Source organism: Shewanella piezotolerans WP3 (assembly GCF_000014885.1).
Lineage (GTDB): Bacteria > Pseudomonadota > Gammaproteobacteria > Enterobacterales > Shewanellaceae > Shewanella > Shewanella piezotolerans.
Genome location: NC_011566.1, coordinates 4,466,638 through 4,482,958, shown reverse-complemented (window position 1 = coordinate 4,482,958; position 16,321 = coordinate 4,466,638). Strand labels below are relative to the sequence as shown.

Below are 16,321 nucleotides of genomic sequence, written 5' to 3'. Positions count from 1 at the left end.
AGGCTGAAGCAAAGGATAAATAAGTGGATAAAGCTAATATTTTTGGTAACTTGGCTAAAGATCTTACGCGAGAGCAGTTTGAGCCAATCGTAAGTACAGATGGCGTTTTAGTCGAGCGTATTACCTCTAAAGCCCACGTGACTCCCGCTGGGCAGTGGTATGATCAGGAACGCAGCGAATGGGTGATGGTGATGCAGGGCGCGGCTAAATTAGAGTTTGAAACTGGCGAAATGCTGCTCTTAAAGCAAGGCGACTATGTCAATATTGACTCCCATGTAAAGCATCGAGTCGCTTGGACATGCGAGCAAGCAGAGACAATTTGGTTAGCGGTGCATTACTAGTTTTAAGTCGTTATTAGCCGTTATAGATAGTAAATCAACAAGGAAGATCGTCACTATGCAACATGATAAATGGACATGTATTAAGTGTAACAATAGAGAGTTTGAAACCGGTGAAATTCGTGTGTCAGGCGGCTTTTGGTCACGTATTTTTGATATGCAGAACAAGCGTTATTACGCAGTGACTTGTAGTAACTGCAGCTATACCGAATTTTATAAAGGAAAATCTTCCGCCTTAGGTAACGCCTTCGATCTGTTTACTTAAGCGAACCCTTACTAGCGCTGCTGGATTAATGAACAAGTAATCAGTCGCTTAACTTCCTCCAAGCAAGTAACTCTTCTCGATTGTTACTGACTAGCCGTTGATGTTCTTCATTAATGGCTAGTATTGCTGAGTATATTAGCTAACGCCAAATGTGAGATTTTGCTATAATCTTCGCCCAAAATAATAGTCTTTTCCTTTTTGAGTGATTTTTTTATGAGCAATGTTGGCATCTTCAGACCTAATGAAAAGCCTGCTGGTGAGCCTTTGGCGCCTCTAGAAACCAATTCTAATCGTCTTGAGTTGTTAGCGCCGGCTAAAAATGCAGACTTTGGTATTGAAGCTATTCGCCATGGTGCCGATGCTGTATATATCGGTGGTCCTGCATTTGGTGCGCGCGCCACTGCAGGTAATAGCGTTGAAGATATCGCTCGGCTTTGTCGCTTCGCTCATCAATATCACGCACAAGTGTTTGTGGCGATTAACACCATTTTGATGGATGAACAGGAGCTAGATGCTGCGCAAAAGCTCATCTGGCAAGTGTATGAAGCCGGAGCGGATGCATTAATTGTGCAAGATATGGGGATTTTACAGCTCGACTTGCCACCGATTGCACTGCATGCCAGTACGCAGATGGATAACCGAAATCCTGAAAAAGTGGCATTTTTAGAGCAAGTTGGTTTCTCTCAAGTGGTACTCGCGCGTGAACTTGGCTTGAGCCAGATCCGAGATGTTGCTGCCAAAACCAACATGCAAATTGAGTTCTTTATTCATGGTGCGCTATGTGTTGCCTACAGTGGCCTGTGTAATTTAAGTCACTCTTTCAGTAACCGCAGTGCAAACCGCGGTGAATGTTCACAACTTTGCCGCCTTCCTGGCGATCTGAAAACCCGTCAGGGTGAAGTTTTGGCGCAGAACGAACATCTACTGTCGCTTAAAGATAATAACCAAACGGATAACTTGGAAGCGTTAATTGATGCCGGTGTACGCTCATTTAAAATTGAAGGCCGCCTTAAAGATCTCAGCTACGTAAAAAATGTGACTGCTCATTATCGCCAAGAGTTAGACAAGATTATCGCTAAGCGTCCGGAGTTTAGTGCATCATCCCATGGTCGTTGCGAACATACCTTTACGCCTGATCCAGAGAAAACTTTCAACCGTGGCAAAACCGATTATTTTGTCCATGAACGTAGCCAGGGGATGAACGACTTTCGTTCACCAAAATATATTGGTGAAGAGGTCGCAACCGTTAAGCGCATAGGCAAAGATTTTATTGAAGTCGCCTCGGAACATACGTTCAACAATGGTGATGGCCTATGCTTTTTCCCAAGTAACTACGCCGAAGCTAAACAGTCTGACGACAAGTTAAAAGGGTTGCGAGTCAATCGAGCTGACGGCTTAAAACTCTTTGTTGCCCGTATGCCTAAAGAACTGCAGGTCGGTATGACTATTTACCGCAATCATAATCAGGCCTTTGAAGCAGTATTATCCAAAGAGTCGGCTAAACGGATTATTGGTGTTGATATTACCCTTAGTGATAGTGATGAGGGGGTGTCATTGACCATGACCGATGTCTACGGTCACACTGCAACACAGTCTTTAGTTTGCGAAAAAACGCCGGCCACAGATGTTGAAAAGGCACTAAAAGGCTTACGTAAACAGCTGGGTAAGCTGGGTAGTACCGACTTTAATGCTCAACAGATTAACATTGAAACAGCACAGGCGTGGTTTATTCCTACCTCCGTACTAAATGGCTTACGACGTGACACAGTGGCAGCATTAGAGTTGGCACGAGTCAATGATTATCAACGGCCTAAAGCGTGGGAATATAATCGTGATGCGGTATACCCAATGAAGCACTTAAGCTACTTAGGTAACGTAGCCAATGATAAAGCGAAAGCGTTTTACCAACGCCATGGGGTTATCGATATTCAAGACACCTATGAGAAAAACGGTGTTACTGAAGATGTACCATTAATGGTCACTAAGCACTGCCTGCGCTTTAACTTTAATTTGTGCCCGAAAGAGGTGCCAGGGATTAAAGCCGATCCCATGGTGTTAGAGATAGGCAAAGATGTATTAAAGCTGGTTTTCGATTGCCCTAAATGCGAAATGCTGGTGGTTGCCGAAAACAGGCAAGTGCCCAGTTCGCAGAAAGTGTAAACAGTAAAAGAATCGCCTTATGGCGATTTTTTTATATCTCAGGTAAGTTAATCAGACAAGCTTGAGCTTCTAGGGACTAGCAGTTCTCAACATAAAATATTAAGGAAAATAGCATGGGATTATTGGATTCATTGATGGGTAACGCCTCTGAGGTCAACCTTAAAGAACTCACCGAGGAGCTTAGCCCTATTATGGCGGAAAATGAGGGCTTACATTTAGCCTATAAAGTGGTACGCGATATGTTTGTGTTTACCAACAAGCGCCTGATCCTGATTGATAAGCAAGGCATGACAGGTAAGAAAACCAGCTATCATTCGATACCTTATAAAGCCATCACCCATTTTGAGGTGGAAACTGCCGGCACGTTTGATATGGACGCTGAGCTAAAGTTATGGATCTCAGGCCAAAAAGATCCATTAATCAAAGAGCTTAAGCGTGGTACTGATGTGGTTGGCATTCAGAAAACCATAGCTAACTTTTCACTGTAAGTCTCGATCTTAGCCCACTTGCTACTCAGCCAATGGCCGCAGCACATTTAGCTGCGGTTGTTCCAGCGCCAACTTGGCTTACTCAATATATCTTGTCCAATCATCTCGGTTTGCCCGAGCTGCTTATCCAGCTCTATCAAATTGCAATCTTCAAACTGATTCAGTGAGTTAATTAGACGGTTAGCATGAGAAACGATCCACAACTGACAGCGCTCTGAGGCTTTAATGATTAAGCGAGAAAGGGCGGGCAGAAGATCGGGGTGCAAACTGGTTTCAGGCTCATTAAGTACCATCAATTCTGGAGGGCGCGGGGTGAGCAGTGCGGCAACTAATAGCAAATAACGCAAGGTCCCGTCTGATAGCTCTGCCGCATTCAGCGGTCTTAACAAACCTTGTTGATGAAATTTGAGGCTCAACATGCCATTGGATTCATACTCGATAATGACATGAGCGCCGGGAAACGCGTCACTTAACGCGGTATCGAATGCGTCTCTATCACCCACTTCAAAAATGGTTTGAATCGCTGAGGCTAAGTCTCTGCCGTCATGGTGTAACACTGGTGTGCGCGTGCCAAGCTGCGGTTTACGGGCGGGAGCGTCATTGTCACTGCGGAAGTGATCGTAAAAACGCCAAGCGCGAATGTTATCGCGCAGGCGGATCACTTCAGGGCTTCGCTCAGGATCCGCAAGCTCAGTAAAGATACTATCGCTATGTTGCATATGCACATTTAAGGTTTGCCAGCCAGCAGGTTTATCCTTGCCAGTACGACTTTTTACTAAGGCTGAGCGACGCTCAACCAGCACAGTGGATGGACGGTAGGCATTACCAACCCAAATAGCCTCACGCTTAATTTGTGGATCTAAACCGAATAGCGTAGTGGAGTCGGGCTTAGGTAAACCAAGCTCAATTAAATAACTGAATTCGTCGCTGGAAAAACCAAGCTTTAACCGCTTTACCTCTTGCCTAACGGTTGCCTCAACGGGGACTTCACCGGCGAGCATTGCGCGCGATAGTGTTTCAGGGCCAGCCCAAAAACTGGAATCTAAGCCGCCTTCTAGCGCAAGCGCATTCACCACGCCACCTTGGGCTGTTTGCGCCAGCAGCCTTAGCGCTTTGTAAAGATTGGATTTACCACTGCCATTAGCGCCTGTCACCAGATTGAGTTGCGCTAGTGGTATGGTGATATCGCGTAAAGAGCGATAGTTGTTAATGGCAAGTGCGGTTAGCATATTGTTGTGAATGCTCCTTGAGCTCAGAGTTGTTCTTTGGGCTCTCTGTGGAGTTAATGGGCTGGGTTGATTTTGGCTGTTAGCACGTGATCTTGCCAGATCCCGGCTATTTTTAAATAGGATTTCGCCAACCCTTCTTGTTTAAACCCTAATTGTTTGAGCAATGCAGCACTGCGCTGATTGCTTGTCATATAATTCGCCATCACCCGATGTAAATTTAGCTCATCAAACACATAGGCCAGCGCTGCTTGCAGAATTTCGCGCATATAACCTTGACCTTGATATTTGGCTGCAACCGAGTAACCCAGATTACAAGCTTGAAAAATACCCCTTTGGATATTGGTAAAGTTGCAGACCCCGATGACTTCACTAGCATTTTTATTGAGCACAACTAGCTTTAAAGCAGAGCCTATTGCAAACAGGCGACGATTGTCTGTTAGTTGCTGCTGCCAATGCTCTAAGCGATAAAAACCACTGTCTCTTTGTGGTTCCCAAGGGTTGAGGTGCATTCGGTTTTCTAAATAGTAGTCAAGCATTAGCTGGGCCTTTTCTGGCGCCAAAAGCAGCATCATACTTCTCTCAGTTTCAATGATAGGCATAGTTATGCTTACAGGGCTATTCATGACTATATTTCCAATGATAGTGGCTTCGATTTTAATACCGTTGTTAACTAAGAGGTCGCAATTATACTAACACCTCATTAAGCACTCTTTGCCAGTTTTGTCCCATGATCTTATCGCGGTCGTTACTCGTAAAGCCTGCCTTACCGAGCGCCAAGTCGATACGCTCCATGCGATCGATATGGTTCAGTTCAGGGATCACCACATGCACAGGTTCAACATCGTAACCGAGTACATTTTTCTCTCGTAGGCTATGCCACCAATCAAGATACTGCTTAACCCCTTCAGCGTTGTTGTTATTAAGTTTTAGTAGATTTTTCTGGCCTCTAAGGGGGTAATCATTGGCAATAGCGACGGCATCAATCCCAGCCACTTTAGCGACATGCTTCAAATGGTTTATATAGTGGTCTGTTGTCGGTACTTTATCGTTAGTAAGCCAAAAGCTCATCATAAATACCCCAAACAAGCCGCCTGTGTCGGCGATGGCCTTTATCACTTCATCTGGGCTGCACCGAGCATGATTAACAATAGCCCGCACTGCGCCATGGCTTTGCACTATCGGTGAGTTGCTTGTTCTTGCGGTATCTAAAGCCGCTTGCGGGCTTGAATGGCTAACATCAACCAAAATATTGCTTTGATTGAGTTTATGAATGAGCGCTTCACCCGCTTTGGTTAACGGTAGATTTAAGCCGCCACTGGCATCGTTATCCAATGCCCCGCCGCTAAATTGGTTACCGTAATGGTGAGTAAGCTGCAGGGCGCGTAGACCTTTAGCATGAAATTCATCGACTTGGTTTAAGTTGTTATCAATACTCTCCTCAACGCAATCAGCGCCTTGGATTTGAAAAAACACAGCGGTGCGATCGGTCTGCTTTGCCCGTTTGATATCTGAGCTATTTAGGCCAAGGATCAACTTATCCTTATTAGCCTCAACTCGGCTGTTTGCCTCTGCAATGCTCTTGATGCAAGCTTTATAAGTACGCTTATAGTTAGTGGTGCCATCGGGCTGTTTAATAGCTTCAATGGCAGATATGTCACAAAGATAAGCATCAATTTTGGAGCTGCTTAGGTCTGCCAAATCATCAGGAAGAAAGCAAAGGCCATCAACAAATAGGCGCCGTTCGTTACTGGCTAGCGCGGGCAGAGAACCGAGTTGGCTCAAGATTGTACCAGCGGTAATCCCTTTAATCAGTTGACGTCTATTAATTAGGTTTTGCATATTTGTCCTTTGTCTTCATTAGATTAGCGACACTTATCGTTATGCTTGCCATATTAGCCTATATGTCTTTATGAGTTCAAAATGGATCTAGCGGATTGTGGATTATTGCTTTTCATCAGCCTTATATGAGGCGTTCTAAACAACTATTACGGCATACTTCACCGCGAGTTTTTGGCTTGTTTGGTGGGTTTGTTCGACTATTCGACGGCTTGACAATGGTTAACTCTTCAGTGAGTATCGAGGCCAAATTGAAGTGAAATCGTTAATAATTAAAAGCTTTTAAATTAAAGCCTAATATAAAAATAAATGAAATTTGAGGGGAAAGCTATGTTGCATCGTGTGTTAATGCTTGCACTACTATTGGTCTTGCCAGCGTCGGCTCAGGCCGATAATTATTCGATTGGCACGGGTGGCCAAAGTGGGATCTATTATCCTTTTGGTGGCGCCTTAGCCAAGGTTTGGTCTGATAAGGTCCCTGAAGTGAATGTAAAAGCGGAAGTGACGGCAGCGTCAGTGGAGAACACGATTAAAGTGGTTCGTGGTGACATGATTGCGGGCATCGCGATGGGCAATGTGGTCCTTGATGCTTATAAGGGGGAGGGTAAATTCAGAAGTGCAATGCCGGTCAATACTTTATTCGCGCTATACCCAAACTTAGTTCATGCTATCAGCCTAGAGAACTCTGGCATTAGCTCTTTGGCCGATCTTAAAGGTAAGCGCATTTCGCTGGGTGCGCCAGCGAGTGGCACTGCGGTGACCTCGGCTGCACTGCTTGAATCTATCGGTATTGACGTAAAAAAAGATATTAAAGCGGTATATCTTAACTACTCTGAGACCACAAACGCATTAGCTAACGGTCAGATTGATGCCGGCTTTATTGTGGGTGGCCAAGGCGTTGGCGCAGTGACTCAAGTTGCACTGACGCATAAAGTTAATATTATTCCTGTCTCAGCTGCGGAGAGTGCGGCATTTATCAAGCAACACCCAGCTTATAGCAGCTATACCATACCTGCCGATGTTTATAACAACGTGGGCGCGGTTGCGACATTAAGTGTATGGAATGTGATTGTGGTGAGCGCTAAGATGAGTGATGAGATGGCGTTTAACCTTACCAAAGCAGCCTTTGAAAATATGACTGAAGTGCAAAAAGTGGTGAAAGTGGCTGAGGCGACAACCCCTGATAATGCAGGTCGGTTAGAAGGTGTGCCATTGCACCCTGGTGCGCAAAAGTACTTAGACTCGTTGGCTAAATAGTTTACTTTTCAGTAAGCGATTCTTGAAGTCGACGATCATTAGCAGTTAATAAACTGCGGTGTAAATCATCAATAAAGGCAGCTTTGGGTTGCCTTTATTTTATCTAGCTTATATCTCAAATGCCCGTAATCTATCACCGATTGAACATGAGTCACGGAGCATTTGAGAGTAGACAATTTGAGGACATGCTATGAGCCCTCTTCAACAAAACAGTGATACGGATGCGACGACACATGCACCTGTTGTAACGCCACTTCCCCATGAATCGACTGTTAAATATCTCGGCTATGTGATTCTTGCTATTGCGGTGGCGCTGTCATCCTTTCAAATATGGCAGGGGATCACTTCAACAATTTCGGCGACCTACTTTCGTCCAGTGCACCTATGTTGGGTGTTAGTGTTGATATTTTTACATTACCCGTTGATAAGCAATCGATATAGCAAAGGCTACATGCTCGGTCGTGTAACCGATCTGCTGTTGTGTGGACTGACCGTTTTTGCCGGATATCGGATGCTGATCTTCGACTACAACGATATTGACCACTTATTGTATGGCTTAGGCAATATCGACTTAGCGGCAGGATGCGCCCTGCTGTTGTTATTATTGGAAGGGTGTCGCCGAACTGTCGGCTGGGTGATGGTGATGATTGCCGGGCTATTTTTAGCTTACAGTGCATTTGGTGATATGTTGCCGGGCGCGTTAGCAACTAAAGCCTACTCGTTGCAGGAGCTTATTCAATTCCAGATCTTCTCTGCTAATGGGGTATTTGGCTCCGCCTTGGGGATTGCCGCGACCACAGTGTTCATTTTTGTACTATTTGGTGCTTTTCTTGAGGTCACAGGTGCAGGCAAGTTCTTTATCGATTTGGCGTTCTCTATTGCGGGGAAATATCGTGGTGGACCAGCCAAAGCTGCGGTTTTAGCATCTGCGGGTTTAGGTTCCATTTCTGGCTCCGCTATCGCCAATACAGTAACAACGGGTTCGGTGACGATCCCGATGATGAAGAAGCTTGGCTATACGCCAGAGCAGTCCGCAGGCATTGAAGCCGCTGCATCAACGGGTGGGCAGATCATGCCGCCAATTATGGGAGCGGGCGCTTTTGTCATGGCGCAGTTTACGGGCGTGCCCTATAGCGACATTATGCTGGCATCGATTGCACCAGCTATCCTCTACTTTTTCTGTACCTTACTGTATGTGCATTTGATGGCGTGTAAGTTGAACTTGCAAGCTGCGAGTCGCACAGAGGCTGTTATTGCGGTGATGAAACAAGGGGCGCATCATCTTATTCCGTTAGTGATTATCACCGTACTGCTGATGATGGCTTACTCGCCATTATTGGTCGGTGTTGCCGGTTGCGCTGCAATACTACTTACCGCAGCTTTGCGTAAGCATAGCCGTATAGGCTTGAGTAAATTTATTTCAGGAATGAAAAATGGTGCACTAATGGCACTGCCAATCTCTGTTGCTTGTGGCGCAGCGGGCATTATTGTTGGCGTGGTGGGACAGACAGGTATAGGGCTGCAGTTTACCCAGTTTGTGATGGATTTCTCTGGCGGTTATATGTTGGTGGCTTTGGGGTTAATCAGTATAGTCGCTTTAGTATTAGGCATGGGTCTACCGGTAACTGCTGCTTATATCGTATTGGCTGTTATGGCTGTGCCGATGTTGGGCGACTTTGGTTTGCCGCTACTAACAGCGCATCTAATCGTATTTTGGTTATCGCAAACATCAAACGTAACACCACCGATTGCACTGGCGGCATTTGCTGGTGCTGGGGTGGCAAATGCAAATCCTATGAAATCTTCTGTTGAAGCGTTTAAGTTAGCAGGAGGCCTGTTTATGATCCCGATTATGATGGCTTATACCGACTTACTAAATCCAGAGGCCGGTGTATTGGCATTTGGATTTGCCATACTGCAAACTGCCACGATTATCTTGGCATTAGCAATTGCGATTGAAGGTTATCTGCTGCGTGCTTTATCAAGCGTTGAGCGTATTGTCGCTTTTGCTGCAGTGCCACTGGTGCTGTTCAATCCGTTTGGTATCGGCTTTGTGGGCATGTTGATTGTATTAGGTTTGTTGGTCAAACAGTGGAAAACCACAGCAAAGGTAGCTGTTTAGCATTTTATCACCAGCCAAGTGTAGACTTGGCTGGTACTCGATTTAGCCGATGAAGCTTGTTACTTGGTATCAACAACACCTGCTTTAATCGCTTGGACTAACGCCAATAAACCATTAGTACGAGATGGGCTGAGCTGACCTTGTAAGCCAAGCTGACTAAAGTAATCATCGGCATCGAATGCGCTTATTTCTGCACTTGTTTTACCATTACAGGCAATCAACAATAGTGTGACTAACCCTTTAACTATGCGAGCATCGCTGTCTGCGAGGAAGTAATGCTTGCCATCTATTTCACTGTGATACAACCAAGCATCACTTTCGCAGCCTCTAACCTGAGCGCTTTCAACGCGGTATTCATCAGCAAGTTTAGATAAGTTTTTACCTAGCAGCATGATATGACGATAACGTTCTTGCCAGTTGTTTGCTTGTTGAAACAGCGCTAACGTTGCTTGAGTCGATTGGCTGAACTCTAATGCTAAAAAGTCTGCTGTTGAAGGTTGGATTAACTGGCTCATACTCGACCTAAGATTGATGTAATGGTGATATTATAAATATAGTTGTAAAGAGTGTTATCTGACTTTTAGAAGCGTCAGCTTTTAAATTAGAGCTGCCTAGCATCTAGTCGCTATAACAGCAGTTCTTTCACTGATTTCATTGCGGTTATAAAGTTGTCGATATCGGCTTTATCGGTATAAACGCCAATGGAGGCGCGGCAACAACCATTTAGCTGTAATATTTGCATCAGAGGCATGGCGCAGTGGTGGCCGCAGCGAACCGCGATCCCTTGTTGATCAAGTAAGATCCCCACGTCTTGATGATGCTCTCCAGCTAGATTAAAGGCGACGGCACCAAGATTATCGCTATGAGCGCCGTATAGCGCTATATCACCTAAGTCTTGCAGTGAATCTTGTAAGTAAACCAATAAAGCTTGCTCTGCTTCACGCACTGGCGTTTTAGGCAAAGCATTAAGGAAATCGATTGCAGCGCCTAAACCGATAACCTCTGCAATCGGTGGCGTGCCAGCTTCTAGCCTGTTTGGCAGCTGGTTAAATACAGTGCCGCTAAAACTGACGGTTTTTATCATCTCTCCGCCCGTCATTAACGGGGTGAGTTTATCTAGTGGATCAAAGCGACCATAGAGCACACCGATCCCCGTCGGTCCATACATCTTATGGCCTGAGAATACGTAAAAGTCACACCCTATCGCTTGTACATCAACATCCATGTGGGCGATGGCTTGTGCACCATCGACTAAGGTGATTGCCCCCACTTGCTTGGCTCTAGCCACGAGCTCGGCCACTGGGTTCACGGTCCCCAACACATTGGACACATGACTTAGCGCGACAATTGCAGGGCGCTCGGTTAATAGCGCATCGAAAGCGGTAATATCTAAACGGCAATCGCCAGTTAAAGGAATGGGTTTAACAATTGCGCCAGTGCGCTGTGCCAGCTCTTGCCACGGCACGATATTAGCGTGATGGGCTGCACTATCAATTAAAATCAGCTCGCCTTGCCTGAGCTGCGAGGTAAGGCCATTAGCGACGATATTTATCGACTCAGTGGTACCGTGGGTAAAAATTATCTCTTCGCGGCGCTCAGCACAAATCAACTGGCAAAGCTTGTCGCGTACCGCTTCATATTGAGTGGTTGCTCGGGCTGATAATTGGTGCGCAGCGCGATGCACGTTGGCATTATCGAATTGATAGTAGTGATTCATGGCATCAATCACTTGTTGCGGTTTCTGGCTGGTGGCGGCGGTGTCTAAATAGCACAGCGGGTAGCCGTCGTTAGACTGGGCAAGCGCAGGGAACTGAGACCGTAACGTTGAGAGATCCATTAATTTGACCTGTGGATTAGAATGCGCGCAGATCTTGTAAGATCTGCGCCTTTAATGCAAGCCTATTTACTAAGGGCAAGGCAAGCGATATAGCTGTGCTAGTTCATTAAGACGCAACTGCAACTGTGGTGAGATACTGCAATGAATGCTATCGATATTCTCTTTTAGCTGCTCAAGGTTGGTGGCGCCGATAATATTTGAGCCAACAAACTTTTGCTGATTAACAAAGGCCAACGCCATTTGTGCTGGGCTAATATTGAACTCTTTAGCCAGTGCCACGTAAGCATTTGTTGCCTCAAGCGCCATTTCAGATCCTGTATAGCGAGCAAAGCGTTTAAACAGAGTCAGTCTAGCGCCTTCAGGCCATTGATCATTAAGATACTTACCCGATAGTGCCCCAAAGGCGAGCGGGGAATATGCAAGCAATGGTACCTCTTCGCGATGGCTTATCTCTGCCATACCGACTTCAAAGCTGCGGTTGAGCAGGTTGTAAGGGTTTTGCACAGAGACAATCTTCGGCAAGCCATGTTTTTCGGCAAGCTGTAGGTACTTCATAAAGCCCCAGGGAGTTTCATTTGAGATCCCGATATAACGGATTTTACCTGCGGTGACGAGATCCGCTAATGCCTCAAGGGTCTCTATAATTGGGGTTTGCTGTTCGTTGTCATCTTGTTGGGTATAGCTCAACTCGCCAAAGAAGTTAGTATTACGATCGGGCCAATGGATCTGGTAAAGATCAATGGTGTCTAGTTGCAAACGCGCTAATGATGAATCGACGGCCTGATGAATATTACGCCAGTCTAATGCCATATTAGGACGAATATAGTCGCTCTTACCACCAGGGCCAGACACCTTGCTGGCGATGATGAGGTTGTCGCGATTACCGCGCTGCTTAAGGTAGTTACCGAGAATGGTTTCGGTGGCGCCTTGGGTTTCAGCTTTTGGTGGCACAGGGTACATTTCAGCGGTATCGATGAAGTTAACGCCTTCACCAATGGCATAATCAAGTTGCTCAAAAGCTTCAGCTTGGCTGTTTTGCTCGCCCCAAGTCATGGTGCCTAAACAAATTTCACTGACGTCTAAACTTGAGTGTGGCAGACGTTTATATTCCATAATGCAACTCACTTAATTTAAAAAACTACCTAATCTTGAGGCTAACAAGTTTTTAGCATAAAAACGATATGCTTAATGGCTTAAGTTGATTTCGTTTGGCTTAGTTTTAGTAACATGGTTATTTCGCATGCATCATGCCCAGTACTACCGAGCGGAGCATCTAAATGCTGGAAAGAGAGTGACTCATAGAGCTTTATTGCTTCAGTTAAATTAGCTGTGGTTTCTAGATAACAAGCGTCATAAGCTTGCTCTGTGGCAAAACCGATAGCTTGTAGCGCTAACCGCCTAGCAAAGCCTTTACCTCGCAGAGCCTGAGAAAAGTACATCTTTTGCAGTTCACATACGCCAGGTTGATTGTTCAGTGGTGCGATGCCGCCCCCGCCAAGGATCTGTCCGTCCTGTTCAATCACCCAATAACAAGCATTGCTTTGTTGATAGACTTCGCTGAGACTATCGAGAGTAGGATCTGATACTCCGTAGCCTTTATCTGCAGTGAGTCCATATTCAGCTGAAACGTCACGAATGATCTGCGCCATAGCCGCATTATCGGCAGGCTCAATAGTTCTAATGTTATAACCGATTTGCGCTTTAGATTGCATAACAGCTTTATTGTATTGACTCAGTGATTGCTCTATTTGTGAGATCTGTGCCACTGGCAGTTGCGCCATAATCTCATTGAACTGCTGGTTCTGTTGGTTATCAAGCTTAATCAGCTGCTTTTTGCCGCTGGCCGTTAATTGAGCCACTAGACTGCGGTTATCTTTGGGGTTAGCTGTGGTTTTAGCAAATCCCTTCTCAACTAAATGACTCACTGCGCGGCTGGCATTAGATTTATCAATATTGAGTAATTCAGCTAACTGTTTAATCGAGTAGTTGCTCTGGCCTAACTCTATCAGTGTGTGGGCTTGGACTGGTGACAAGGGTTGATTACCGCAGGCAGCATCGAGCAAACCTAATTGGCGAATAAGTTGTCTTGATAAGCGGCGTAATTGAGAAGCTTGGCAGAGAGGCTGAGGCATAGTGAAATTATTTAGACTCATTTAGTTGCGACTTGCATCTAACTTACGAGGGCTACTAAATAAAATCAAGTGGATCTTAACTATTGGAACTTAAGTATTAAGTTAACTACTAAAATATGCTTGGTCAATAGTTACTTCAGACTGACCAAGCTTTAGTTTTATAGGCTAAAAATTTCAGGGTTAAGCATGGGGGCCATTGCAAGAATAATAGCCTGGGTGTAAATACTCTGGCGAGTAGCATGGCCCTGGGTCAGTAATGCTATTGCACCACCTTGTTGTTTGATATTGACGGTATTAAACATGCTGTCCATGACATGACCTAGCTCCTCACCTTGAGTTAAAGCTTGATATACCTGCATAGGCAGTGGCAGCAATGCACTGCGGCCGACACTTACCTGCTGTTTATGGGCAATAGCGATATGGGCGAATGTGGCCGGGCCATGGTCAAATAGATCGACACCGCCTTCCATCGCAAGAAAGTAATCGGCTTGGTAATTTTCCATGCAGTACTTAACTCGATTAACTGCACCTGCTTGTGTTTCGCTTTCGGTCATGGGTTGATCGGCCACAAGCGAGGGCGCATGTACACCTTCACACTCGATAACCACTTCAGGGAAGAGGGTACTTAATGCCGATTTTGCGGCACCAACTTTCACTGGATTTTTTGAACCAACGATAATTCGAACTACTTGTGTCATAGGAAGGGGCTTTTCTATTTATATATAGCTTAAATTATTTCACATAAAGCGGGTCATTAGCGATTAATTTTAACTGTTTTTATAAGGCATAATCTCGCTGTCAGCTGCACTGTTTTCTATCTCTAAGTTGGTCTGCTAAAAATAGGGTAAAACTATTTTCCTATATTAATCATTAGATTGACTAATACCCAGAGAAAATGGGGCTGAAAATCGCGAGATCCAGATCAAACTTACCGTGCTGAATGCTGGTCGATGTCTCAAAATGCGTAATTTTTAGAGCTATGTCCGCCGCTCAATTTTATCTCCGGTGGAGTTTATATCAGCATTTAATGAATTAAGTGAGATTCGTGTTAAATCTAGGTTCGATTCGGTTATCAAACTGCAATAAAAATGAAAATTCATTACATGAAATAAGCGATATAGCTCCCAATATGCGTATATTGTGAAATTCAATTACAAAATGTGCATCCAGATCAATTTATCTGCCCTGCATTAGGATTACCTTAACCGCGAAAATTACTCCTTAGATACAAATCTACAGGTGTTAAGAAACACCTTAAAGGTAAAGCTAATGCAAAAAGACGCGATAAGTACACAAGAAGTGACCCAGGATGATGTAGCGACAACTAAGTCGTTACCGTGGACACGACAAGATACGACTTGGATGTTGAGTTTGTTTGGTACCGCAGTAGGTGCTGGCATTCTATTTTTACCAATTAATGCTGGCATGGGCGGTTTTTGGCCTCTTGTACTCATGGCAGCAATTATTGGCCCAATGACCTACCTTGCTCATCGTGGCTTATCACGTTTTGTGTGTTCTTCACAAAGACCAGGAAGTGATATTACTGATGTAGTAGAAGAGCATTTTGGCGTTGGCGCTGGTAAAGCGATTACCATGCTGTACTTCTTCGCTATCTACCCAATTGTTTTGATCTACGGCGTAGGTATTACTAATACCGTTGATAGCTTTATCGTTAACCAACTCGGTATGGCGTCGCCTCCACGCTTCTTACTTTCTGGCGCGCTTATCATTGCGATGATGTCAGTCATGGTTGCTGGCGAGAAGTTTATGCTTAAGGTGACTCAGCTGTTGGTATACCCATTGGTTGCTATCTTGGCATTTATGTCTTTCTATCTCATTCCTGACTGGAAGATGGATGCGCTGAACGTTGTACCTAGCACCGGCGCTTTCTTGGGTACTGTTTGGTTGACGATTCCTGTGCTCATTTTTGCATTTAACCACTCTCCTGCCATTTCACAGTTCTCTGTGGCACTTAAGCGTGAACATGGTCAGAATGCAGCACGTAAAGCAGACTCTATTTTGCGTAACACCACTATGATGCTAGTGGGCTTTGTGATGTTGTTTGTGTTCTCTTGTGTATTGTCACTCTCTCCAGCACAGCTTGCTGAAGCCAAGGCGAATAACTTACCGATCCTTTCTTACCTCGCTAACGTACACGACAGTGGTTTTGTAAGTTACTTTGGTCCTATCATCGCTTTTGTTGCCATCATCTCTTCTTTCTTCGGCCACTACATGGGCGCAACTGAAGGCATGAAGGGCATTATTAGCAAGCAGCTTCGTTCAAGTAACAAAGAAATATCAGACAAGAAGTTAAACAAGTTTATCTTAGGCTTTATGTTCTTCACCATTTGGGCTGTAGCGGTAATCAACCCAAGCATCTTGGGAATGATTGAAGCACTAGGTGGGCCGATTATTGCGGCAATTCTTTACCTTATGCCTATGTATGCGATTCATAAAGTGCCAGCTCTAGCGCCATACCGTGGCCGTGTGAGCAACATCTTTGTTGTGATTGCAGGTTTACTTTCTATGACCGCTATCCTGTTTGGACTTATGTCTTAACTGAGCAGGAGCGTTGGCTGAACGCCATTTTAAATGGCGTTTAGCCCCAATGATTTAAGTACAATGTTTGACACAGGGTTGAAAAATCTTTTAGCCCT

The 16,321-nt window shown here is 45.0% G+C and carries 15 protein-coding genes; 7 read left to right on the top strand and 8 right to left on the bottom strand.

All coding sequences use genetic code 11. The annotated features are described in order from the left end of the window. The first annotated feature begins 23 nt into the window (after positions 1–23). The 4 genes from SWP_RS19085 to SWP_RS19070 all read left to right on the top strand — a co-directional run bounded on the left by SWP_RS19085 (position 24) and on the right by SWP_RS19070 (position 3,251). Entirely contained in the window at positions 24–341 is a 318-nt protein-coding gene (locus SWP_RS19085) for a cupin domain-containing protein (protein ID WP_020914267.1), read from the top strand. Between the two features lie 55 nt (positions 342–396). After that, entirely contained in the window at positions 397–603 is a 207-nt protein-coding gene (locus SWP_RS19080) for a zinc ribbon domain-containing protein (RefSeq protein WP_020914266.1), read from the top strand. Positions 604–816: 213 nt separating this feature from the next. Continuing rightward, positions 817–2,763: a peptidase U32 family protein gene (locus tag SWP_RS19075; protein WP_020914264.1), complete on the top strand. Its 1,947-nt coding sequence runs from the start codon at positions 817–819 to the stop codon at positions 2,761–2,763. A gap of 113 nt (positions 2,764–2,876) precedes the next feature. Next, complete coding sequence (locus tag SWP_RS19070) at positions 2,877–3,251, top strand: PH domain-containing protein (protein WP_044556100.1); 375 nt, start codon at positions 2,877–2,879, stop codon at positions 3,249–3,251. A gap of 47 nt (positions 3,252–3,298) precedes the next feature. On the opposite strand, the gene SWP_RS19065 is transcribed toward SWP_RS19070, so the two are convergent. From SWP_RS19065 to SWP_RS19055, 3 genes are all read right to left on the bottom strand, one after another. Continuing rightward, positions 3,299–4,480 carry an AAA family ATPase gene (locus SWP_RS19065; protein WP_020914262.1) on the bottom strand — a complete coding sequence of 394 codons (1,182 nt, stop codon included), beginning with the start codon at positions 4,478–4,480 and terminating at the stop codon, positions 3,299–3,301. Between the two features lie 53 nt (positions 4,481–4,533). Then, positions 4,534–5,103, bottom strand: a complete 570-nt coding sequence (gene rimJ / locus SWP_RS19060; protein WP_228371083.1) for a ribosomal protein S5-alanine N-acetyltransferase — start codon at positions 5,101–5,103, stop codon at positions 4,534–4,536. Between the two features lie 61 nt (positions 5,104–5,164). After that, positions 5,165–6,319 carry a membrane dipeptidase gene (locus tag SWP_RS19055; protein WP_020914260.1) on the bottom strand — a complete coding sequence of 385 codons (1,155 nt, stop codon included), beginning with the start codon at positions 6,317–6,319 and terminating at the stop codon, positions 5,165–5,167. A gap of 327 nt (positions 6,320–6,646) precedes the next feature. On the opposite strand from SWP_RS19055, the gene SWP_RS19050 reads away from it, so the two are divergent. Both SWP_RS19050 and SWP_RS19045 read left to right on the top strand, forming a co-directional pair. After that, the gene (locus SWP_RS19050; protein ID WP_020914259.1) at positions 6,647–7,573 is read left to right on the top strand and encodes a TAXI family TRAP transporter solute-binding subunit; all 927 of its coding nucleotides are present in this window, start codon (positions 6,647–6,649) and stop codon (positions 7,571–7,573) included. Positions 7,574–7,763: 190 nt separating this feature from the next. After that, positions 7,764–9,695 (top strand): TRAP transporter permease, encoded by a 1,932-nt coding sequence (locus SWP_RS19045; protein WP_020914258.1) that lies wholly within the window; start codon positions 7,764–7,766, stop codon positions 9,693–9,695. A gap of 59 nt (positions 9,696–9,754) precedes the next feature. Here the strand turns inward: SWP_RS19045 and SWP_RS19040 are convergent, their stop codons facing one another. From SWP_RS19040 to yjjX, 5 genes are all read right to left on the bottom strand, one after another. Then, positions 9,755–10,210, bottom strand: a complete 456-nt coding sequence (locus SWP_RS19040; RefSeq protein ID WP_020914257.1) for a SufE family protein — start codon at positions 10,208–10,210, stop codon at positions 9,755–9,757. 110 nt (positions 10,211–10,320) lie between these two features. Continuing rightward, on the bottom strand, positions 10,321–11,532 hold the full coding sequence (locus SWP_RS19035) for a cysteine desulfurase (protein ID WP_020914256.1): 1,212 nt from the start codon (positions 11,530–11,532) through the stop codon (positions 10,321–10,323). Positions 11,533–11,601: 69 nt separating this feature from the next. Further along, a complete protein-coding gene (locus SWP_RS19030; RefSeq protein WP_020914255.1) occupies positions 11,602–12,645 on the bottom strand; it encodes an NADP(H)-dependent aldo-keto reductase in 1,044 nt (347 codons plus the stop codon). 80 nt (positions 12,646–12,725) lie between these two features. After that, the gene (locus tag SWP_RS23645) at positions 12,726–13,685 is read right to left on the bottom strand and encodes a bifunctional helix-turn-helix transcriptional regulator/GNAT family N-acetyltransferase (protein WP_020914254.1); all 960 of its coding nucleotides are present in this window, start codon (positions 13,683–13,685) and stop codon (positions 12,726–12,728) included. 137 nt (positions 13,686–13,822) lie between these two features. Continuing rightward, a complete protein-coding gene (gene yjjX / locus SWP_RS19020; protein WP_020914253.1) occupies positions 13,823–14,362 on the bottom strand; it encodes an inosine/xanthosine triphosphatase in 540 nt (179 codons plus the stop codon). Between the two features lie 571 nt (positions 14,363–14,933). Here yjjX and SWP_RS19015 point away from each other — a divergent pair. Continuing rightward, entirely contained in the window at positions 14,934–16,223 is a 1,290-nt protein-coding gene (locus SWP_RS19015; RefSeq protein WP_020914252.1) for a serine/threonine transporter, read from the top strand. Positions 16,224–16,321 lie beyond the last annotated feature (98 nt).